This window comes from Streptococcus sp. OMI870 (assembly GCF_047460295.1).
GTDB lineage: Bacteria > Bacillota > Bacilli > Lactobacillales > Streptococcaceae > Streptococcus.
This window is the reverse complement of record NZ_JASHGM010000009.1, coordinates 1-22,436: the sequence shown is the minus strand read 5'-3', so window position 1 is coordinate 22,436 and position 22,436 is coordinate 1. Positions and strand designations below refer to the sequence as shown.

Below are 22,436 nucleotides of genomic sequence, written 5' to 3'. Positions count from 1 at the left end.
TGACAGCTGTTGAATTCATATTTAGACCTATAGAGGCAATAAAAATCGAACACATCAAAATCAGTGTATCTCTTAATCGAACATGAAGGTCATCATATAGTTTCTCGCGGAATTCACGTGTTGAATAGTTTCCGGACATTGGTTACTCCTTTTATTTCATATAATCTTGTTTCTGCATGGATGATGGTAGAGAGACTTCTGTCCAAACTGACATGTTTTTAATTCTTACCTGTGATCCTTTTGAACATTATCTTTTAAATATCCATCAGTCCATCCTGCATATTATATCAAAAATTTTACAGTCAGTCTTTGAAGAAATCAATTAATTCAAAAGAAAGAGAAAGGAAGAAATTTTTGTATCCTTATCCGAAGAAGAAGAAAAACGATATCTCCTCTGAAAGTAGATACCGTTTTAATGTTTAAACATGATGAGTTTGTAGCAGCAATCCTAGCTGATATCGCCAACAAATCACGTGTTGAGAAATAATGAAAAAATAAAAAGATTGAGGATAAAACAATCTAAAAAACCTTCCTTAGGTGAGTAAGAACGTCAGCGAACTTCTATGAAGTTCCAAAACTCCCGAGTGAGAGTGGGACAGAAATCGGTAATTCGTTAGAATTCGATTTCGTCGTCCCACCTCCGCACAGTTGAGTAGGGCTGTAAAAGCTGATGAAATCAGCGTAGTAGAGCCCACTCAACCACTGCGTCTTGCTCGACAATCCAAAAACAATTAAGAGGCTATGATTTCTGTCCCACTCTCATTTTTCTCACGACGGAAAGTTTTTAATAAATGATTCATTCCTTCTAGCAAGTAGGAAATTAACTTTTTTTAGAATCACTCAAGTGATTTTATCTTCTACATATCATTCGTTTTTTCTGAGACTGAGATTTTAACATCTCGGTCTTTTTTACCCTTTCTTATTGGAAAGTTCAGCAATTGAGGCTCCACATTTCTTCATAAGTTTGATATAATAAGAAGATAGAGATTGATTAGGAAAAGAAGCATTAGAAACAGGTATGTAAGATGAAAAAAATATTAGTCGTTGATGATGAAAAGCCGATCTCAGATATTATCAAATTTAATATGGCCAAAGAAGGCTATGAGGTTTTAACGGCCTTTGATGGTCGGGAAGCTTTAGAAGTTTTTGCGGCTGAAAATCCGGATATTATTATTCTAGATTTGATGTTGCCAGAGATTGATGGTTTGGAAGTAGCGCGTACCATTCGGAAGACCAGTAATGTGCCGATTATTGTCCTATCTGCTAAAGATACGGAATTTGATAAGGTCATCGGTCTTGAAATTGGTGCGGATGACTATGTGACCAAACCCTTCTCTAATCGAGAATTGCAAGCACGTGTCAAGGCCTTGTTGCGTCGTTCCGAGTTTGCAGCGGATCCTCAGCTTGAAAATGAGGCCGATACAGAGATTGTAATTGGAGATCTCCACATTCTCCCAGATGCTTTCTTGGTTCAAAAAGGCAATAAAGAATTAGATTTGACCCATCGTGAGTTTGAGTTGCTCTATCACCTTGCGACCCATGTGGGTCAGGTTATGACTCGTGAGCACCTTCTGGAAACAGTATGGGGCTATGATTACTTTGGAGATGTTCGGACAGTGGATGTGACGGTTCGTCGTTTGCGTGAAAAAATTGAAGACACACCGGGACGTCCGGAATATATCTTAACCCGCCGTGGTGTCGGATATTATATGAGAAACAATGATTGATCTAATAAAACATTTTGTCATGTCGTCGAACTTTGTCTTTGTTCTGATTACGGTTGGGTTTATCATTGTGGTGGCCTTGCTTCTTCTAGAGAACCGTAGGGACAATATCAAGCTCAGACAACTAAACACGAAAATTAAGGATCTGATTGCTGGGGATTACTCTGAAGTGGTCGACATGCAAGGAAGCCCCGAGCTGACCGATATGACCAATAGTATCAATGATCTGTCCGAGGTTATTCGTCTGACGCATGAAAACCTGGAGCAGGAAACCAAGCGGCTGACTAGTATTCTAGCCTATATGACAGATGGAGTGCTTGCGACCAATAGACGGGGTCAGATCATCATGGTCAATGAAATGGCAGCCAAGCAATTGAATGTCAATCCGGACGAGGTTCTCAACACCAGTATTCTTGATTTGCTTTCGATCGGAGACGACTATGATCTGAGGAAGTTGATTACGGAAGTCCCAGAGTTGACGATTGACTCTCAGGATGAAAATGGGGAATACATTAGTCTTCGAGTGCGCTTTGCCTTGATCCGTCGCGAATCTGGCTTTATCTCTGGATTGGTAGCTGTCTTGCACGATACGACAGAGCAGGAAAAGGAAGAGCGGGAACGCCGTCTCTTTGTCTCCAATGTGAGTCATGAATTGCGGACACCCTTGACCAGTGTAAAATCCTATCTGGAGGCCTTGGACGATGGCGCTTTGTCAGAGCCGGTAGCACCAGACTTTGTCAAGGTTTCGCTCAATGAAACCAACCGGATGATGCGCATGGTCACAGATCTGTTGAGTTTGTCACGAATCGATAATGAAACTAGTCAGTTGGACATTGAGTTGACCAACTTTACAGCTTTTATTACCTTTATTTTAAACCGGTTTGATAAGATCAAGAGCCAATCGCAAGAAGATTCCAAGAAGTATGAACTGATCCGTGAATATCCGATCTCGCCGATCTGGGTGGAAATTGATACGGATAAAATGACCCAGGTGATTGATAATATCTTGAACAATGCCATCAAATACTCACCTGATGGTGGGAAAATCAAGGTAGGGATGAAAACAACAGATGCCCAATTAATCATTTCCATCTCAGATGAGGGCTTGGGAATTCCCAAGAAAGACTTGCCACGCATTTTTGATCGCTTTTACCGAGTGGATAAGGCGCGTAGCCGGGCCCAAGGTGGGACTGGTCTGGGCTTAGCCATTGCTAAGGAGATCATTAAGCAACATAAAGGCTTTATTTGGGCCAAGAGTGAATATGGTAAGGGATCTACCTTTACCATTGTCTTGCCGTACGACAAGGACGCTATTAAAGACGACTGGGACACAGAAGAGGAAGAATAAGGAGTCAATGACAGAAGAGGGATTTAAGTATAGTATTTTAGCTTCAGGCTCTAGTGGAAATTCTTTCTACCTTGAGACACCAAAGAAAAAACTGCTCATTGATGCAGGGCTCTCAGGGAAAAAGATTACTGGGCTATTGGCCGAAATCGATCGCAAACCAGAAGACTTAGATGCCATTTTGATTACGCATGAACACTCAGACCATATCCATGGTGTGGGTGTTTTAGCGCGGAAATATGGCATGGATCTATATGCTAATGAAGCCACTTGGAAGGCTATGGAAACTACCAAGTATCTAGGAAAGGTCGATGATGCTCAAAAGCATATCTTTGAAATGGGCAAGACCAAGACATTTGGCGATATCGATATCGAAAGTTTTGGGGTCAGTCACGATGCTGCAGCCCCTCAATTTTATCGCTTTATGAAGGATGGCAAAAGCTTTGTCATGCTGACGGATACGGGCTATGTGAGTGATCGCTTAGCAGGAATCGTCGCGGATGCGGATGGCTATCTGATTGAGTCCAACCATGATGTAGAGATTCTTCGAGCAGGTTCGTATGCTTGGCGTTTGAAGCAACGGATCTTATCTGATCTGGGCCATCTTTCTAATGAAGATGGGGCAGATGCCATGATCCGAACCTTGGGAAATCGCACCAAGAAGATTTATCTGGGTCATTTATCAAAAGAGAACAATATCAAAGAATTGGCCCATATGACCATGGAGAATCAACTGGCTCGAGCAGATCTAGCTGTCGGTCATGATTTTGAGGTGCTGGATACATCACCAGACACCGCTACCCCTTTGACGAAGATATAAGATGGAGAACCACCTGTGGGTGGTTTTTGTCTGATGACAAAGTCAACTTGAAAACTTTCCTAAGGTGAGTTCGGACGTCAGCGAACTTCTATGAAGTTCCATGACTAATTATTGAGCAAAGGTCTCAATAATTCCGAGTGCCTGAAACAATAATGTTTCAGGCACTTTTCTCACTGCGGAAAGTTTTGGTATTTACTTGATTCAATCTAACACTTGTAACTCATTTTTATTTCTTTGCAGAATTGCTTAACTTGTTTTATTTTAAATAGTTTGTCTACTTTTTAGGACTACCCGCGGGTGGTTTTTTATATGTCTATTTGAGGAAATCTATATCTAGTAATGAATTTGCTCTTTACCTTAAATTCGTGTATGATAAGAAAGAGCGAATTCTAAATGAGAGTCACGTTTTGTACAATCAAAGAAGAGGAGAAATGAAAAATGAAAAAGATGATGTTATTACTGGCAAGTTTAGTTGCTTTAACAGCTTGTAGTCAGTCTAAGCAAGATACGAAAGAGTCAACCTCCACTCAAACGGCGAAGGAAACAAAAGTATCAGAGTTTTCTAAAAAAGAAAAAGAATTGAAATTTGTTGTGGCCCCTCAATATGAAGGAAAGACGTCTGATCTTATTGAGTTAGGGAAGAAATTGGTTAAAGACCATCCTGAACTCGGAAGTGAAGGTAATATGGCGCTCTACTTCACGGGAGCTATTTCTGAAGGAAGAGCAGCGCTCATGTTGGTCAATAAGACAGATGTAAATATCAAGAAGATTTAAATTTTTCAATTACGTGGTCTTATGATGGCAAGACTATTTTTAAGAATCAAAAGGTTAGCTATTTCATCAAAGATAGTGGAGAATTACCCTCTCATACAGCAACTATGATATTATTACCATTGAACGAGGAGCAAATGGCGATTGTCGATGGAATGTCAGACCCCTCTAAGATGACACTTCAAATGTCAGATGTGAACGCTGTAGAGTGATTACGAAAAAAGAAACATACAAAGGAGAAGAAAATGCGCCTTGTTTATCTTACGATTGGTTTTATATCATTGGGACTAGGAATTATTGGGATTCCTTTGCCAATTTTACCGACAACCCCCTTTTTACTCTTATCTATGGCTTGCTTTGCCAAAAGTTCCAAACGCTTTGAAACTTGGCTCTACCAAACCAAGCTTTATCAAACCTATGTTGCGGATTATCGAGAGACCAAATCGATTGCCAAAGAACGGAAAAAATGGATCCTTCTTCAGATCTACATTCTGATGGGCATTTCCATCTATCTGGCACCGATTATTTGGGTGAAGCTTGCTTTAGGGGCTTTGACGATTTTTATCACCTTTTATCTCTTAAAAGTGATCCCCAATAAGCCGGAAAATCAAACAGACGAAGATCCTGAGTAAAAATGGAGAATTCAGGCCCTTGAACTAGGAAAAGAAGTGCGTTCGTGCTTCTTTTTTGGTATACTTAAGAGAATGAATTTATTAGAAAGTAGGCTTCCTATGGAGAAATTACAAGCCCTGTTATCGGAACGGTTTCAGATCGTTTTTTCAGATAGCAGTTTATTAGATACAGCTTTTACACACACGTCTTATGCCAATGAGCACCGCCTCTTAAAAATTTCACATAACGAACGTTTGGAATTTTTAGGAGACGCTGTTCTTCAATTAGTTATTTCCGAATATTTGTATAAGGAACACCCAAACAGACCTGAGGGAGATTTGTCTAAATTCCGTTCCATGATTGTCCGTGAAGAAAGTCTGGCTGGTTTTTCTCGGGATTGCCAATTTGACCGTTATATTAAACTAGGCAAAGGCGAAGAAAAATCAGGCGGTCGGGACCGCGATACGATTCTTGGCGATTTGTTTGAAGCCTTTTTAGGTGCTTTGCTCTTAGATCAGGGTGTGGAAGCGGTCAAGCGCTTTGTCTATCAGGTCATGATTCCCAAGGTGGAAACGGGTCAATTTTCCCAAGTTATTGACTACAAGACCCGTTTGCAAGAACTGTTGCAGGTTCACGGGGATGTGGAGATCCAGTACCAAGTGGTCAGCGAGTCCGGCCCTGCTCATGCAAAGGAGTTTGAAGTGGAAGTGTTCGTGAACGGCAAAACCCTAGGGCACGGTCATGGTCGCTCCAAGAAATTAGCGGAACAGGAAGCAGCCCGCAATGCAGTTGAAACGAGGAACGATGGGCCATGTATCTAAAAGAGATTGAAATCCAAGGCTTTAAATCCTTTGCGGATAAGACAAAAGTCGTGTTTGACAAAGGAGTCACTGCTGTTGTAGGGCCTAATGGATCTGGAAAATCAAATATCACGGAGAGCTTGCGCTGGGCCTTGGGTGAATCCAGTGTCAAGAGTCTACGTGGGGGCAAGATGCCCGATGTCATCTTTGCAGGGACAGAATCGCGTAAACCGCTGAATTATGCTTGTGTCACGGTTGTCTTAGATAACCAGGATGGTTTTATCCAGCAGGCAGGTAAAGAAATTCGGGTCGAGCGCCATATTTATCGCTCGGGAGACAGTGAGTACAAGATCGATGGTAAGAAGGTGCGTCTCAGAGATGTGCATGATTTGTTCATGGATACGGGATTGGGACGGGATTCCTTCTCTATTATCTCTCAAGGTCGGGTAGAGGAGATCTTTAACTCCAAACCGGAAGAACGCAGGGCTATCTTTGAAGAAGCTGCCGGTGTCTTGAAATTTAAGACGCGGCGCAAGGAAACGGAGACCAAACTCAACCAAACCCAGGAGAATTTGGACCGTCTGGAAGACATCCTCTATGAATTAGAAGGACAGATCCAACCTCTTGAAAAGCAAGCGACGGTTGCTCGCCGTTTCTTGGAATTAGATCAAGAACGCCAGGTTCTCTTACTGGACGTTTTGGTCGCTCAAGTAGATCTGACAAAGGATCTCTATGAAAAGGCTGACCAAGAAGAAAAAGCCATTCAAGAACAGTTGGCCTCTTATTACCAACGTCGTCAGATTTTAGAAGAAGATAACCTCCGTATTAAGAAAGCCCGCCATCAGTTGGATGCAAGTCTAGCTGAGGACCAGGCGAGCTTGCTAGAGGTCACTCGTTTGATTAGCGATTTAGAAAAGCAAATCGAAGTCGCTAAGTTGCAATCGAGTCAAGCAGCCCATAGTCGCAAGGAAAATCTAGAGCGACTGGATGCTGTTTTGGCCCGACTGGAAGAAGCGAAAAAAGAGCTGGCTGAAAAACAAGAGACGCTAGCAACTCTTCAACAAAATCTGACAGAGAACCGTCAGCAACAAGAAGAGTTGGAAAAAGAATTAGCCAACTATGAAGAAGATCCAGAACAAGTCATTGAGCATCTACGTGAGCAGTATGTGGAGCTCTTACAGACAGAAGCCGAAAAATCTAATGAGCGGACAGCGATTGAGAGCCGAATTCAAGCGCTCCTACAAGAATCTAGTCATCGTCAAGAGGACTTGATAAAGGCGCAATCCAATTTTGAAGCTGCCAAGGAAAAAGAAGTTCGACAATTGGAAGAGTTGGATCAGGCACAAGCGACGGTCAAAGGCCTATTAGCTGAATACCAAGATCAATTGGTAAAAGTGGAGCAAGCCAAAGCTGCCTACCAAGAGGCTCAAACGGCCATGTTTGACTTGATGGATGAGAGCAAAAACAAACGGGCGCGGATCAATAGCTTGGAAGCCATTCAGAAGAACCATAGTAACTTCTATGCAGGCGTCAAGAGCGTCTTACAAGAAGCAGAACGTCTAGGAGGCATCTGTGGGGCTGTTAGTGAGAATTTGACTTTTTCAAAAGACTACCAGACAGCGCTTGAAATTGCTCTGGGGGCTAGTAGCCAACAGATCATTGTCGAGGATGAAAAGGCGGCAACGCGAGCGATTGACTACTTGAAACGCAATCGCTTAGGACGGGCAACTTTCCTTCCGCTCACGACGATCAAAGCCCGTCAACTTTCTCCGCGGAATCTGGAGCTGATTCAAACCAGTGCAGGATTTTTAGGCATTGCGAGTGACTTGGTAACCTATGAGAATCGTTTTGAACAGATTTTCCAAAACTTGCTTGGAGTAACGGCCATCTTTGACACGACGGAACATGCGCGTGAGGCGGCTCGTACAGTTAACTATCAAGTTCGGATGGTGACCTTGGATGGGACCGAATTGCGGACCGGAGGATCGTATGCCGGTGGTGCCAATCGCTCCCAAAATACGGTCTTTGTCAAACCAGAATTGGATAGTTTAAAACAGGAAATGCAAGCTCTGGATGCTCGTTTGAGAGAAGCTGAGCAGGAGGTCGAGACCAAGGACAATCTGCTCAAGCAGGCGCAAGAATACCTGGCTTCCATTCAAAGCCAAGGTGAGCAAGCGCGCCTGGAGCAACAGAGGGCCCAATTGGCTTACCAACAAAGCCAAGAACAACTGCAAGAAATTCAGGAACTCTTGGAAGCTTTGAAGTCAGAATTGGCAACAGATGCGACTCAAACTCTCCAAGAAGAGCTGGAGTCCCTTACTGAGCAATTGGCAGAAATTGAGCTTCATAAAGAAAACTTGAACCGCGACATTGAAACCATGAAGTCGGACAAAGATGTTCTGCAACAAAAGGTACAAAACCTGCAAGAGCAATTGGCAGAATTGCGACTCCAACAGACGGAATATAAGAGCCAACAAAGCTACGAACAAACAGATGCTCGTCGCTTGGAAGAAACGATCTCCCAGTTGGAAGTAGAAGAGCATCAGTTGCAATTACTGATTGAACAAGGCGATGCCCAAGTTCAGACAGTGGATGTGGAGCAGCTATCCAACCAATTGACACAGGCGCAAGCCAAGAAGACAGATTTGGAACAAGGAGTTATTCGGAAACGTTTTGAGCTGGATGATTTGGAAGGCCAGGCCGAAGATGTGGCAGAACAGATGGAACAAGCGCGCAAGAAAAACGAAGAGTGGATTCGCCAACAAGCCAAGGCTGAAGCAACACGTGAAAAGCATGTGGATCGCTTGAACAAGCTCTTAACGCAAATTACCGATGAATTCATGCAAAGCTTTGACCAAGCCAAAGAACAGGCCAAACCGGTTGAAAATCTTGCGGCAGCTGAAAACCAGCTCAAGAGCATCGAAAAAGACATTAAGGCACTTGGTCCAGTCAATGTGGATGCGATTGAGCAATACGATGAAGTGAAGGGACGCTTTGATTTCCTTTCTAGCCAGCGTGAGGATGTCTTGGCTGCGAAAAACATGCTTCTGTCGACCATCAACGATATGAATGACGAAGTCAAGGAACGCTTTAAATCAACCTTTGAAGCCATTCGTGAATCCTTTAAAGTCACTTTCCGTCAAATGTTTGGTGGGGGTTCTGCTGATTTGATTCTGACAGAGCAGGATCTTCTGACAGCTGGTGTTGAGATTTCTGTGCAGCCACCTGGTAAAAAGATCCAATCCTTAAACCTCATGAGTGGTGGAGAAAAGGCCTTGTCTGCCTTGGCCCTCTTGTTCTCGATTATTCGTGTCAAGACCATTCCATTTGTCATTCTGGATGAGGTAGAGGCAGCCCTGGATGAAGCCAATGTCAAGCGTTTTGGAGACTACCTCAACCGCTTTGATAAGGAAAGCCAATTTATCGTCGTGACGCACCGTAAGGGAACCATGTCAGCTGCAGATTCTATCTATGGGGTGACTATGCAGGAATCTGGGGTTTCTAAAATCGTCTCAGTAAAATTGAAAGACTTAGAAAATGAAGAATAATGATATTAAATTGATTGCTACGGACATGGATGGAACCTTTCTAAATGACCAACATCAGTACGATCAAGAACGATTAGGCAAGGTATTAGCCAGCTGCAAAGAAAAAGGCATTTATTTTGCTGCTGCGAGTGGCCGTGCCCTCCTTTCTCTCAAATCCCTCTTTAAAGGATTTGAGGACCAAATGATTTTCATTGCTGAAAATGGTAGTGTGGTAGAATTTCATGGAGAAGATCTCTACGAAGCGACCATGTCCAAAGACTTTTATTTGGGTGTTTTTGAAGCTCTAAAATCTTCCCCTTATGCAGACCCCAATAAATTGCTTTTGACAGGGAAAAAAGGAAGCTATGTCTTAGAAACAGTGGATCCTGACTATCTTTCCTTGAGTCAACACTATAATGAAAATATTCAAAAAGTGAAGAGTTTAGTCGATATTCAAGATGAAATCTTCAAAATGACCACCAACTTCGATGCAGCTCTTGTTCTTGAAGGAGAGCAATGGGTCACTGAGAATGTCCCAGGTGTCAAAGCGATGACGACAGGCTTTGAATCGATTGATATTGTCCTCGATTATGTCGATAAGGGAGTGGCGATTACTGCCTTAGCGGATAAACTAGGGATCACGATGGATCAGGTGGTGGCTTTTGGGGATAACCTAAACGACCTTCATATGATGCAAGTCGTGGGCCATCCTGTAGCGCCAGAAAATGCACGTCCTGAAATCTTAGCGATTGCTGAAACAGTCATCGGACCCCATGAGACAGGTTCTGTCCTACGCTATATGGAGGAAATCCTATGAGTCAGATTGCCTTGATTGCGCTGGATTTAGATGGGACCCTTCTCAATTCTGAAAAAAAGATTTCTCCTCGCAATAGAGCAGCCCTTTCTGCTGCACAGGCCCAAGGTGTCAAGGTGGTTCTAACCACTGGTCGCCCCTTGAAAGCTATGGATTTTCTTTTGGAAGAATTGGGAACAGCAGGCCTCAAAGAAGAGTATACAATTACTTTCAACGGTGGTTTGGTGCAACGAAATAATGGAGAGATCCTCTCAAAAGTTGTCTTGGCAGCAGAAGACGTTGCAACCATTCATGATGAAACAGCTCGTCTCGGTCTTCCGCTGGATGCGATCAGTGAGGGAACGGTTTTTGAGATTCATGCAGAGCGAAAGTCTCTCTATTCCCTTTACAATCCCTACCTGAACTTTATTGAGACAGATTTTAAAGACCTGCCATCTACGTTATCCTACAACAAGTGTGTGACAGCCGTTGATCAAGACTTTTTAGATGCGGCGATCAAGCAGATCAGGCCGGACTTATTTCAAGACTATGAAATTTTTAAATCTCGGGAAATGTTGCTGGAATGGTGCCCCAAAAATGTTCACAAGGCAACGGGCTTAGAAGCATTGGCTTCTATTTTGGGTCTTGAGGCAGATCAAGTCATGGCCTGTGGAGATGAGGCCAATGACCTGTCTATGATCCAGTGGGCTGGACTAGGGGTTGCTATGGGTAATGCGGTCCCGGCAGTGAAAGAGGTGGCGGCACTTGTTGCACCCGTGACCAATGACCAAGATGCTGTCGCATGGGCGATTGAAAATTATGTGCTAAAGGAGAGTGAATAAATGGGATTATTTGATCGATTATTTGGAAAGAAAGAAGAAGCTGAAAAAGTGCTTCCGTCTTCTGAAGAAGTGACGGAAAGTAATGAGATTGAAGAAGTTGTCAAAGAGGAGCCGACGACGGCTGTCTCAAATGACAAGGAAGAGCAAAAAATCGCTGATATGGAGGCTTACTACCAAGAGCTTAAAGCGCGGATTGCAGCCACTCATCAGGTCACTCAAGAAGAGTCATCAGAGGAGCCTCTTGTTGAAGATAAAGAGACTTATGAGGACCAAGCACCAGTAGAGGAGTCTCCGGTTGTCTTTGAACCTGCTCAAACACAAGAAACTCCTGAAGAAGCTTTACCTGTAGCTGATGAAACGGAGACTGAGCCTCTTGAAGAAGTGAAATCAGAAGCGGAAGAAACTGAACATGTTGAAGAAGCAGATGAGATTGATGTTATAAAACTGGAAGAAGAGTCACCATCACCTGACGCTGAGCCAGTAGAAGTGAGCACGACAGAAGTGAAGGTTCCAGAACCGGAAGCATCAGAAGCGATCGCTCAAGTGGAGGAAACTTCAGAAGTAGCGGAAGCCGAGTCCAGACTTCCTGAAGGAGAAGCTGCATCAGCCGTTGAGGAAAGAATTGTTGAAGAGGCAGAGGAGCCGATTCAAGATGAGGTCGCACCTCAGCAAGAAACCATTCAGGAAAAATATGATCGTAGCTTGAAAAAGACACGGACTGGATTTGGAGCACGCCTCAATGCCTTCTTTGCGAATTTCCGTTCAGTCGATGAAGAATTCTTTGAAGAATTGGAAGAACTCTTGATCATGAGTGACGTTGGGGTTCAAGTTGCCTCTAATTTAACCGAAGAGTTGCGCTATGAGGCCCGTTTGGAAAATGCTAAAAAACCAGATGCTCTCAAGCGCGTGATTATCGAAAAATTGGTAGACTTGTATGAAAAGGATGGCCAATTTAATGAAGCCATTCGTTTTCAAGATGGCCTCACGGTTATGCTCTTTATCGGGGTAAATGGAGTTGGTAAAACAACCTCTATCGGGAAGTTAGCCCACCGATACAAACAAGAAGGCAAGAAAGTCATGTTGGTTGCAGCAGATACTTTCCGTGCAGGAGCAGTGGCTCAACTGGCAGAATGGGGGCGCCGAGTAGATGTTCCAGTTGTGACAGGTCCTGAAAAATCAGATCCTGCTAGTGTCGTCTTCGATGGAATGGAACGCGCGATCTCTGAAAATATCGATGTTCTGATGATTGATACGGCAGGTCGTCTGCAAAACAAGGACAATCTCATGGCGGAGCTTGAAAAAATCGGCCGGATTATCAAGCGGGTGGTACCAGAGGCACCACATGAAACCTTGCTGGCCCTTGATGCTTCAACCGGTCAAAATGCCTTGGTGCAAGCCAAAGAGTTTTCAAAAATTACGCCTGTGACAGGAATTGTCTTGACCAAGATCGATGGAACAGCTCGAGGAGGGGTTGTCCTTGCCATTCGTGAAGAGTTGGACATTCCAGTGAAGTTGATTGGATTTGGAGAAAAAATTGATGACATTGGACCATTCCAGTCAGAGAACTTTATGAGAGGTCTCTTGGAAGGCTTGATTTAAGAGTCGAATAGAAAAAGACAAATTGTTATTCCGACAATTTGTCTTTTTATTTCCTTGCGCTATCAAAAAACCACCCGAAGGTGGTTTGTATTAATTCTTAGGTTCAGGTTTCCAAACCCACTCTGCTCCGTAGTCTGCAAGGAGATCATCGGATGCAGTTGGTCCCATGGATCCTGATTTGTACTCATAGAGCGGTGCTCCATCTTCGGCCCATAATTTTTCGATCCGGTCAATCAATTGCCATGAAGCGCGGACTTCGTGCCAGTGGCTGTAATTGGTTGAGTCATTGTTCAACACGTCGAAAATTAATTTTTCATACGGCTCTGGGGAAGCTCCAGTTGCGGTCGCATCTGTCTCGTAGTCAAAGGAAATCGGTGCGATACTGAATTTTTCTCCGACCTCTTTTCCGTTGATACTCAATGAGAAACCTTCATTTGGTTGGATATAAATGGTCAAGACATTAGGTTGCAAGCTATGTCCAAAAATGGAGTCGGTTTGCTTGAAGACCACATTGACCATGGTTCCCTTTTGCGTCAAGCGTTTTCCAGTACGGAAGAAGAAAGGAACTCCACGGAAGCGATCACTATCAACAAAGAATGCCCCAGAAGCATAGGTCTCCGTAGTAGATTCAGGGTCGACATTGGGCTCACTGCGATAAGAGATATCTTTTTTCCCTTCGATGGTCCCTGAATGGTATTGACCACGGATAAAGAATTTCTTTAACTCATCATCTGTTGGATTGTGCAATTGCTCAAAAACTTTAACTTTTTCAGCTCGAATCGCATCCTTGGTAAAGGTAGCTGGTTTATCCATGGCAAGCAAAGACAAAAGCTGAAGGGTATGGTTTTGCACCATGTCTCGGAGGGCTCCAGAGTGATCATAGTAGCCACCGCGTTCTTCAACACCCAGGCGTTCAGCAAAGGTGATTTGGATATTGTCAATAAAATCTCGGTTCCAGAGGTTGTCAAAAATGAGATTGCCGAAACGAATGGCAAAGATATTTTGGATCATTTCTTTGCCAAGGTAGTGGTCAATTCGGAAGATTTGTTCCTCATCAAAGGTTTCTTCCAATTCTTTGTTGAGCTGACTAGCCGTTTCTAGATCTGTACCAAAAGGTTTTTCAACGATCAGGCGCTCAAAACCTTGTCCATCCACAATCCCTTCTGATTTTAGGTGTTTAGCAATGGTTCCAAAAAATTGAGGAGCCATAGACAAGAAGAAGATCTTGTTGTGTTCCGTTTGGTATTTTTCATCCAAGCTGCTTTGCAATTCGCGCAGAGCGATGTAATGTTCGGTATCATTGACATCATGACTTTGATAGTAGAAATGGCTGGCGAATTCTTGAGCTTGTTGAGGGCTATCTGCGAGGTCTGTGATAGATTCTACCACGACCGATTCAAAGTATTCCTTGCTCCATGGTCTGCGGGCTGTCCCGATCACTGCAAAGTTTTCAGATAGATTACCTGATTTGTAGAGCCTAAAAAGGGACGGGTATAGTTTGCGCTTGGCCAAATCCCCGCTAGCTCCGAAAATGGTTACAATAACTTTTGAAGACATTTAAGTACCTATTTCCTATTTAATTAACCATATTTTACCATAAAATCAGCAAGATTTCTTTGATGGAATCGTTGTTCTGAATATTTTCCGATGGGATTTTAGTAGATAGCATAGAAAAAGCTAGAACGAAGGAGCGTTCTAGCTTATATGGGTTTAAGACCTCTTGAAGGAACTTAGTCTCTCCATTAAAATACGCGGTAGACATAAGGATTATCTGGTTGTGTAATGGTTTGACAATCCGTAATGTGGAGGACAGGCAAACTTTGCTTGAGCTGTTTGTGGTATTCAATGGACAAGGTTCCTTTTGCATGGATCCAGGTATTGTTGTCAAAATGTTGAGGAGCACCGGTTGTTAAAAGACCGTAGACACCTGAGTCTGCGATACAGTGGATGATCCCAAAGCGAAAGAGAAATTGACTGTCTTTGTTATTAGGATCATTGTATACAAAACCGGTCAACTCGATGGTTTTTCCCGCAAATTGATCTGGATAATCATAAATGACCTCCATGACTTCCATATAATTCTCAGTGGTCACCTGGATCACCTTTTTATCAACATATTTCTTAGCTGCTTGCTTCATCTCTGACTCATAGGCAGACTTAGTGAAATAGCTACTGGTATCCGGTTTGAGATACTGAGTTGTTGTCCCTTCATCCTGTTGGATTTCTTTGGAAGAACCTGCTGCCACTGGGAAGTGATAGCCTTTGGCAGAGACAGTTTGAGAATCCAGCGTCACTGTTGGGAAAAATAAGCCGACAAACAAAGGAATACAGAGCAAGAAGATACTCGCCACTTTTGCCCATAAGCCGGATAGATGACTATGGATTTTCATTTGTTTGACCCAGATAATCAGCTGCACAAGAGCTAAAACGAAGGACAAAAACATGGAAATATAAGCCAAGTAAGAATAGTGTAAGTTGATGTATTGATTGAGCTTACCGGATAATTGCAGATACATGGTGAGCTCAAAATAACCTGCTAAGATCAAAAATCGTATCATAAAGCTACCCCCACAATCCAAGAGTATAGGAGCACAACTCCACTGACAATTCCGATAAATTGCCAGATAAAACGGGTCTTGAGGTAATTTTTCATCATGAGGAGATTCTTGACATCAAGCATGGGACCAATCACCAGAAAGGCCAGCACCGGCGCTACTCCAAAACTACTCAAAAGAGAAGAGCCGATAAAGGCGTCCGCCTCGCTACAAAGTGAGAGGAGGAAGGACAAGACCATAAGGAGGAGAATAGCAATAACCGGTGTCGCACTGATCGAGGTAAGGATCCGTGTTGGGACATAGACTTGGACGAGGCTGGCAAAGAGACAACCAAATACCAGGTAGCGTCCTGTATCAAAAAACTCATCAATCGCCTGCACCAAGACTTGAAAGAGCTTTTGGCCTTTGCTCAAATCGCTAAAATCATGTTCATGCACAGGTTTGCGATGTTCTTTTTGGATCGAATCTGTCTGAATAAAGCCAAGGAAGATCCCTAGTACCGTTGCGACAAGCAAGGAACCAAGGGCGCGGTAGAGGGCCATTTTAACAGAATTCCCAAAGGCTGAGTAGGTCGCAAAGAGAACGATGGGATTGATGACCGGTGCTGTCACCAAAAAGGGAACAGCAGTATAACTAGGGACTTTCTTTTCTAGAAAGCGATTGATAATGGGAACAATTCCGCATTCACAGGAAGGAAAGATAAAGCCGATAAAGGTCCCAAAGAAGATCCGCCCAAATTTATTTTTGGGAAGAAAACGGTAAACCTTCTCAGGTGTGACATAAACCTCAATCATTCCTGAAATGATACTTCCGATCAGGACAAAGGGCAGGGCCTCGATGATAATCGAGAGAAAAATAGCCCCAGCCTGCAAGACGCTAGAGGGAAGGTGTTGAAAGAATGTCATTATTTAGCCTTCTTTGCATCTTTAGCAGCCGTTTCTGCTTTCTTTTTTTCTTCGGGGAATTCAACTGTTTTTTCTAGATCTGGAAAACTTGCAAAGTTTTCAAACATTTTATCAAGATCATCCGTCTTAGAAAATTTAATAGCCATTTTTGGGCCTCCTTTTTCCTTTTCTATCATTATAACAAAAAGGAAAGACCATGGGGGAAATGGAGTATAGAAAGGGGAATGGCTAGCCCTGAGATAGATAGCAGAATAGGTTGCTAGAAGCCTTGGCTACGCTAAAATATGCTATAATAGAAGCTATGGATAAATATGAAAAAATAGCCCAAGAATTGGGTGTTAGCTTAAAACAAATCGATACCGTATTGAGTCTGACAGCAGAAGGCTCAACCATTCCCTTCATTGCCCGTTATCGAAAAGATCTGACGGGAAATTTAGATGAGGTTGCAATCAAGGCTATTATTGATCGGGACAAATCCTTAACAGCCCTAGCTGAACGGAAGGAAACCGTCCTTGCTAAGATTGAGGAACAAGGCAAACTGACAGAGGCGCTCAAGCAGGCTATTGAAGCTGCTGAAAAATTAGCGGATGTCGAAGAGCTTTATCTACCTTATAAGGAAAAACGGCGGACTAAGGCGACGATTGCTCGAGAAGCAGGACTTTTCCCCTTGGCACGTCTCATCCTGCAAAATAGTCCAAACTTGGAAGTAGAGGCACAGAAATTTACCTGTGAGACCTTCCCGACTGAAACAGCGGCTTTAGCTGGTGCAGTGGATATTTTGGTAGAGGCTATTTCAGAGGATACCCAATTACGAGCCCTCACTTATCAAGAAATTCATGGGCATTCCCTCATGACGTCAACCTTGAAGGATGAAAGCTTAGATCCTAAGAGAACCTTTGAAATCTACTATGATTTTTCCGAGAAGATCAAGAATATGCAAGGCTACCGGACCCTGGCTCTCAATCGTGGGGAAAAATTGGGCGTTCTCAAAGTCGGATTCGAGCACCATCTGGATCGAATCATTCGCATCTTTGAAGCTCGTTTTAAAAGCAAAAATGCCTATGTCGATGAGGTTATTCAGCAGGCGGTTAAGAAAAAAATCGTTCCTGCTATTGAACGTCGGATTCGGACAGAATTGACAGAAGTGGCAGAAGACGGAGCCATTCAATTGTTCTCTGAAAACCTACGGAATCTCCTGTTAATACCTCCATTGAAAGGGCGAGTGGTCCTTGGATTTGACCCAGCTTTTCGGACCGGTGCCAAATTAGCGGTTGTCGATGAGACAGGCAAAATGCTTGCAACCCAGGTCATCTATCCAGTTGCTCCTGCAAAACCAGCTCAGATCGAGCAGGCTAAAAAGGATCTGTCCTCCTTGATCAAGAAGTTCGGAGTAGAAATTATTGCGATTGGAAATGGAACCGCCAGCCGTGAAAGTGAGGCCTTTGTCGCAGAGGTCCTCCATGACCATCCAGGAGTTCGCTATGTCATTGTCAATGAAAGTGGAGCCTCTGTCTACTCAGCTAGTGAGTTGGCCCGTCATGAGTTCCCAGAGCTAACAGTTGAAAAACGCTCTGCTATTTCTATTGCCCGCCGCTTGCAAGATCCCTTGGCTGAGTTGGTGAAAATCGATGCCAAGTCGATCGGTGTGGGTCAATACCAGCACGATGTCAATCAGAAAAAATTGACGGAAAGTTTAGATTTCGTGGTAGATACGGTCGTCAACCAAGTTGGAGTTAATATCAATACTGCTAGTCCCTCTCTCTTAGCGCATGTAGCAGGGCTTAATAAGACCATCTCTGAAAATATTGTGAAATACCGGGAAGAAGAAGGGATGATCCTCTCACGCGCGCAGATTAAAAAAGTCCCTCGTCTCGGAGCCAAGGCTTTCGAGCAGGCGGCGGGATTCTTACGCATTCCTGAAAGTAAAAACATTTTGGACAATACTGGCGTCCACCCTGAAAGTTATAAGGAAGTTGAAAAACTCTTTCAACTCCTTGGGATTACCGAACTAGATGAATCTGCTCAAGAAAAATTAAAAGCTGTGAATATAGAAGAAATGTCTTCTCAGCTGGATCTGGGACCAGAAACTCTGAAAGATATCATTGCTGATCTCCTAAAACCAGGTCGCGATTTGCGGGATTCCTTTGATGCACCAGTGCTCCGTCAGGATGTCTTGGATATTAAAGACCTACACATTGGCCAAAAATTAGAAGGGGTTGTGCGCAACGTGGTTGACTTCGGAGCCTTTGTCGATATTGGCATTCACGAGGATGGCTTAATTCATATCTCCCATATGAGCAAGCAATTTATCAAGCATCCAAGCCAAGTCGTCTCTGTAGGAGATTTAGTGACGGTCTGGGTCAAGAAAATTGACGTGGAACGTGAAAAAGTCAACCTCAGTTTGGTAGCACCGAATGAATCTGACTGACTATGTACGCCAGGTATCTCTGGAAGATTTTGGGAGAGAATTCCGCCATCGAGCAGAGTGGAATGCGCGTCTCCAGACCACCGGAGGTCGTTTCTTTCCTAAGGATCGCCATCTTGATTTTAACCCGAAGGTCTACCAGGCTTTCGGATTAGAGACCTTTCGGAAAATCGTCCGCCATGAGCTCTGCCATTACCATCTTTACGATCAAGGAAAGGGCTATCGCCACAAAGATCCAGCCTTTAAACAGCTCCTTCAGCAAGTGGATGGACTTCGATTCACACCACCTCTACCAGAAAAGACTGGACGAGTCAAGCGGATCTATCTCTATCAATGTCCTCACTGTGGTCAAGAGTATAGACGAAAGCGAAAAATCGATCTGAGGAAATATGCTTGCGGTCGCTGTCACGGTCGTTTGCAACTCCTTGAAATGAGACAGGAATGAGAATCGGTCTTTAGGCGGATCTCTTCTGGGTTAGACTCTGCTAAAATAGATCTAACTAGAAAGAGGAAAATCAAATGACATCATCATTTTATAAATTAAAACGCCACCGCCTGGTTTCAGGTGTGCTAGCTGGTCTAGCTGATAAATTTGGTCTGAGTGTAACGCTGCTACGTTTCTTGTTTGTACTCTTTACAGTCTCCCATGCCTTTATCGGTGTGATTATCTACTTACTGTTAGATACGACCTTACCTTATAAGGAAGAGGAGGAGCAGGAAATATTTGACGATGGCCTTCGACCTCGTCGGAGAAAAGAGGCCGAACCTATCCATGATCAGAATGATAGTCCGTTTTTCTAAAAGGAGATCCGGTTGAAGCAGAAGTTCTATTACTTTGCGTTTCTTTATATCTTACCATCATTTCCTAGAGGCTGGAGACTTTTGTCTTGGCCTCTTTTTACTTTTTAAAAAGCGGGTTAAAATGGATCTTTCAAATGGTACTTTAGTCTCTCGTATGAAGAGAAAATCTGCTATAATAGAAAGAGAATTTGAAAAGGGAGAATGATATGGCAGTTACTGTTCGCGATATACAGGAAAAGCTTCGTCTTTCGGTTGTTTACGGGGATGATCGCCTCTTAAACAAGGAAATTACGACTGCGGATATTTCACGTCCCGGTCTTGAGATGACGGGTTATTTCGACTATTATACACCTGAGCGGATTCAGCTTGTAGGAATGAAAGAATGGTCTTACTTGGTGAAGATGAGCTCTCACAACCGTCATCAAGTCTTGCGCAAGATGTTCCAGCCAGAGACACCCGTCATCATTGTCGCGCGGAATTTAGAAATTCCAGAAGAAATGTTACGGGCTGCGGAAGAAAAGCAGCTGGCTATTTTAAAGAGCAATGTTGCGACGAGCCGTTTGTCTGGTGAGTTATCCAGTTATTTGGATAGCCGCTTGGCAGAACGTACCAGTGTTCATGGTGTTTTGATGGATATTTATGGGATGGGGGTCTTGATCCAAGGAGATAGCGGGATCGGTAAGAGCGAGACAGGTTTGGAACTTGTCAAGCGGGGTCACCGTCTCGTAGCGGATGACCGAGTCGATATCTATGCGAGAGATGAGATGACCCTTTGGGGAGAGCCAGCTGAGATCTTACGTCACTTACTAGAGATCCGTGGTGTCGGCATTATCGATGTGATGAGTCTCTACGGTGCGAGCGCTGTGAAGGATTCTTCACAAGTTCAAATCGCCGTTTACCTGGAAAATTACACTAAGGACCAAACTTATGATCGTCTTGGTAACAACGCAGAAGAGTTGGAAATCGGTGGAGTCACCATTCCTCGTATTCGCATTCCAGTGAAGACAGGTCGAAATATTTCGGTCGTGATTGAAGCAGCAGCCATGAATGTTCGTGCCAAAGAAATGGGCTATGATGCCACTAAAACCTTTGAAGAACGTTTGTCTCAGTTGATCAGTCAAAATGAGGTGAAGGAATGAATCCAGTAGCACTTCAATTAGGTCCGATCAGTATTCGCTGGTATGCGATCTGTATTGTCTCTGGTTTGATTCTAGCCGTTTATCTTTCCATGAAAGAGGCACCTCGAAAGAAAATAAATCCAGATGATATCATTGATTTCATCCTGATTGCTTTTCCACTAGCGATTGTCGGAGCTAGGCTCTATTATGTTATCTTCGAATGGGCCTATTATAGCCAGCATCTTGATGAGATTTTTGCAGTCTGGAATGGAGGAATCGCAATCTATGGCGGTCTCTTAACTGGGGCATTGGTCTTGTATCTATTTTCTCGTAGACGCTTCATTGAGCCAATTGATTTTTTGGATATTGCTGCTCCAAGCGTCATGATTGCACAGAGTATTGGTCGTTGGGGAAACTTCTTTAACCAGGAAGCCTATGGGGCTGCGGTCAAAAGTCTTAACTACTTACCAACTTTCATCCGAGATCAAATGTATATAGATGGTAGTTACCGTCAGCCAACTTTCTTATATGAATCCAGCTGGAATTTACTCGGCTTTGTCTTGATATTGCTTCTTCGCAGAAAACCTCATTTTTTGAGGCAAGGTGAAATCACAGCCTTTTACCTCATTTGGTATGGTTTTGGGCGAATGATTATCGAGGGAATGAGGACGGACAGCTTGATGTTTGCAGGTCTGCGTGTTTCTCAATGGTTATCAATGATTCTAATTCTAGTTGGACTCGTTATTATTATTTATCAGCGGCGCAAAAAAGCCCCTTATTATGTAGAAGAAAAGGAGTAACATATGTTTATTGAAATTGCATACGGTCTCTTAGGCCTTGCTTTAGTAGCGTTAGTCATTTACCTGATTTTCTTCCTCTCAAAGATTGGAAAAGTCGTAGATGAGACGCAAAAGACCATCCAAGTTTTAACATCGGATGTCAATGTCACCTTGCATCAGACCAATGATCTATTGGCAAAAGTCAATGTTTTAACGGATGATTTGAATCAAAAAGTGGCAACGATCGACCCCTTGTTTACAGCTGTAGCAGATCTTTCAGAGTCTGTCTCAGATTTGAATGACCAAGCACGTCAATTGAGTGTTAAAGCTGCATCAGCTGGTGGGAAAACTGTAAAAGCCTCTATGGGCCTTAAAGCTGTTCGGATGGCTTCAAAATTATTTAAATAGAATCGAGGAAAAAGATGGGACGTTTATCTAGTTTATTAATTGGTGTGATTTCAGGTGCTTCAGCAGCCTACTATTTGTCAACAGAGCAAGGTAAGAAAGTTACTAAAAAAGTTGCGCGCTTTGTAAAAGATTATCAAGAAGATCCTCAAGAAGTGCATGAATCGGTTAAACAAACTGCTAAAGATGTTTCAAAACAAGCAGTTGAAGTGATTCAGCAAACCAAGGAAAAAGTTGGTTCAGGAGAAATTACAACAGGAACTGTTATAGAATCTGTTAAAGAAAAGACACAAGATGTGGTTGAAAAGTCACAAGAAGTTTATCATTCATTTAAAGACAAGATTCAAAAAGAAAATCTTAGTGGCAATGAGTTGGTTCAATCTATTCGTAAGCAAACAGAATCAGAGGAGATCGTTCTAGAGTTAGATGAAAATCATGCTGAAGAAGCAGTAGAAGAAGGAAACGAATAATAAAAAAAGAGGCTCAATTGAACCGCACCCCAAAAGTTAGACAGAAAAAATCTAACTTTTGGGGTGTTTTTATTATGAAATTGACATATAAGGATAAGGTTCAGATATATGAACTTAGAAAACAAGGGCGAAGCTTCAAAGAGCT

At 43.1% G+C, this 22,436-nt stretch carries 20 protein-coding genes and 2 pseudogenes; 17 read left to right on the top strand and 5 right to left on the bottom strand.

Annotated elements, in window-relative coordinates:
• A pseudogene (locus QM968_RS10645) lies at window positions 1-139 on the bottom strand (TIGR00341 family protein); the annotation flags it as partial.
• Window positions 140-1,025: 886 nt separating this feature from the next.
• Between QM968_RS10645 and yycF the strand changes: the two are divergent.
• The 10 genes and pseudogenes from yycF to ftsY all read left to right on the top strand — a co-directional run bounded on the left by yycF (window position 1,026) and on the right by ftsY (window position 12,833).
• Window positions 1,026-1,727, top strand: a complete 702-nt coding sequence (yycF, locus tag QM968_RS10640; RefSeq protein WP_003008151.1) for a response regulator YycF — start codon at window positions 1,026-1,028, stop codon at window positions 1,725-1,727.
• Complete coding sequence (gene vicK, locus QM968_RS10635) at window positions 1,720-3,072, top strand: cell wall metabolism sensor histidine kinase VicK (RefSeq protein ID WP_125826500.1); 1,353 nt, start codon at window positions 1,720-1,722, stop codon at window positions 3,070-3,072. Before yycF ends, vicK begins: the two co-directional genes overlap by 8 nt.
• Window positions 3,073-3,079: 7 nt before the next feature.
• A complete protein-coding gene (locus QM968_RS10630) occupies window positions 3,080-3,889 on the top strand; it encodes an MBL fold metallo-hydrolase (RefSeq protein ID WP_223345247.1) in 810 nt (269 codons plus the stop codon).
• Between the two features lie 438 nt (window positions 3,890-4,327).
• Window positions 4,328-4,872, top strand: a pseudogene (locus QM968_RS10625) (hypothetical protein).
• A gap of 33 nt (window positions 4,873-4,905) precedes the next feature.
• Window positions 4,906-5,292 carry a YbaN family protein gene (locus QM968_RS10620; RefSeq protein WP_414383926.1) on the top strand — a complete coding sequence of 129 codons (387 nt, stop codon included), beginning with the start codon at window positions 4,906-4,908 and terminating at the stop codon, window positions 5,290-5,292.
• Between the two features lie 99 nt (window positions 5,293-5,391).
• Window positions 5,392-6,093: a ribonuclease III gene (rnc, locus tag QM968_RS10615; RefSeq protein WP_009731415.1), complete on the top strand. Its 702-nt coding sequence runs from the start codon at window positions 5,392-5,394 to the stop codon at window positions 6,091-6,093.
• Window positions 6,084-9,620: a chromosome segregation protein SMC gene (smc, locus tag QM968_RS10610; RefSeq protein ID WP_414383923.1), complete on the top strand. Its 3,537-nt coding sequence runs from the start codon at window positions 6,084-6,086 to the stop codon at window positions 9,618-9,620. The genes rnc and smc overlap by 10 nt, the downstream gene beginning before the upstream one ends.
• Entirely contained in the window at window positions 9,610-10,416 is an 807-nt protein-coding gene (locus QM968_RS10605; RefSeq protein WP_414383921.1) for a Cof-type HAD-IIB family hydrolase, read from the top strand. The genes smc and QM968_RS10605 overlap by 11 nt, the downstream gene beginning before the upstream one ends.
• Complete coding sequence (locus QM968_RS10600) at window positions 10,413-11,234, top strand: Cof-type HAD-IIB family hydrolase (RefSeq protein WP_414383918.1); 822 nt, start codon at window positions 10,413-10,415, stop codon at window positions 11,232-11,234. The genes QM968_RS10605 and QM968_RS10600 overlap by 4 nt, the downstream gene beginning before the upstream one ends.
• Window positions 11,235-12,833: a signal recognition particle-docking protein FtsY gene (gene ftsY / locus QM968_RS10595; RefSeq protein ID WP_414383915.1), complete on the top strand. Its 1,599-nt coding sequence runs from the start codon at window positions 11,235-11,237 to the stop codon at window positions 12,831-12,833.
• Between the two features lie 90 nt (window positions 12,834-12,923).
• On the opposite strand, the gene zwf is transcribed toward ftsY, so the two are convergent.
• From zwf to QM968_RS10575, 4 genes are all read right to left on the bottom strand, one after another.
• A complete protein-coding gene (zwf, locus tag QM968_RS10590) occupies window positions 12,924-14,390 on the bottom strand; it encodes a glucose-6-phosphate dehydrogenase (RefSeq protein WP_414383913.1) in 1,467 nt (488 codons plus the stop codon).
• Window positions 14,391-14,575: 185 nt separating this feature from the next.
• A complete protein-coding gene (locus QM968_RS10585) occupies window positions 14,576-15,391 on the bottom strand; it encodes a TIGR03943 family putative permease subunit (RefSeq protein ID WP_414383911.1) in 816 nt (271 codons plus the stop codon).
• Window positions 15,388-16,293 carry a permease gene (locus QM968_RS10580; protein ID WP_009731408.1) on the bottom strand — a complete coding sequence of 302 codons (906 nt, stop codon included), beginning with the start codon at window positions 16,291-16,293 and terminating at the stop codon, window positions 15,388-15,390. Before QM968_RS10580 ends, QM968_RS10585 begins: the two co-directional genes overlap by 4 nt.
• Window positions 16,293-16,439, bottom strand: coding sequence for an SPJ_0845 family protein (locus QM968_RS10575; protein ID WP_009731407.1), 147 nt, complete (start codon window positions 16,437-16,439; stop codon window positions 16,293-16,295). The genes QM968_RS10580 and QM968_RS10575 overlap by 1 nt, the downstream gene beginning before the upstream one ends.
• A 155-nt stretch (window positions 16,440-16,594) precedes the next feature.
• Between QM968_RS10575 and QM968_RS10570 the strand changes: the two genes are divergently transcribed.
• The 7 genes from QM968_RS10570 to QM968_RS10540 all read left to right on the top strand — a co-directional run bounded on the left by QM968_RS10570 (window position 16,595) and on the right by QM968_RS10540 (window position 22,291).
• Window positions 16,595-18,721 (top strand): Tex family protein, encoded by a 2,127-nt coding sequence (locus tag QM968_RS10570; RefSeq protein ID WP_414383906.1) that lies wholly within the window; start codon window positions 16,595-16,597, stop codon window positions 18,719-18,721.
• On the top strand, window positions 18,708-19,163 hold the full coding sequence (locus QM968_RS10565; protein WP_414325864.1) for a SprT family protein: 456 nt from the start codon (window positions 18,708-18,710) through the stop codon (window positions 19,161-19,163). The genes QM968_RS10570 and QM968_RS10565 overlap by 14 nt, the downstream gene beginning before the upstream one ends.
• 74 nt (window positions 19,164-19,237) lie before the next feature.
• Window positions 19,238-19,519, top strand: a complete 282-nt coding sequence (locus tag QM968_RS10560) for a PspC domain-containing protein (RefSeq protein WP_414325863.1) — start codon at window positions 19,238-19,240, stop codon at window positions 19,517-19,519.
• A 206-nt stretch (window positions 19,520-19,725) separates the two neighbouring features.
• Window positions 19,726-20,658: an HPr(Ser) kinase/phosphatase gene (hprK, locus tag QM968_RS10555; protein WP_009731403.1), complete on the top strand. Its 933-nt coding sequence runs from the start codon at window positions 19,726-19,728 to the stop codon at window positions 20,656-20,658.
• Entirely contained in the window at window positions 20,655-21,437 is a 783-nt protein-coding gene (gene lgt, locus QM968_RS10550) for a prolipoprotein diacylglyceryl transferase (RefSeq protein ID WP_414325862.1), read from the top strand. Before hprK ends, lgt begins: the two co-directional genes overlap by 4 nt.
• A 3-nt stretch (window positions 21,438-21,440) precedes the next feature.
• Complete coding sequence (locus tag QM968_RS10545) at window positions 21,441-21,824, top strand: DUF948 domain-containing protein (protein WP_009731401.1); 384 nt, start codon at window positions 21,441-21,443, stop codon at window positions 21,822-21,824.
• Window positions 21,825-21,838: 14 nt separating this feature from the next.
• A complete protein-coding gene (locus QM968_RS10540; RefSeq protein WP_009731400.1) occupies window positions 21,839-22,291 on the top strand; it encodes a YtxH domain-containing protein in 453 nt (150 codons plus the stop codon).
• Window positions 22,292-22,436: the final 145 nt, after the last annotated feature.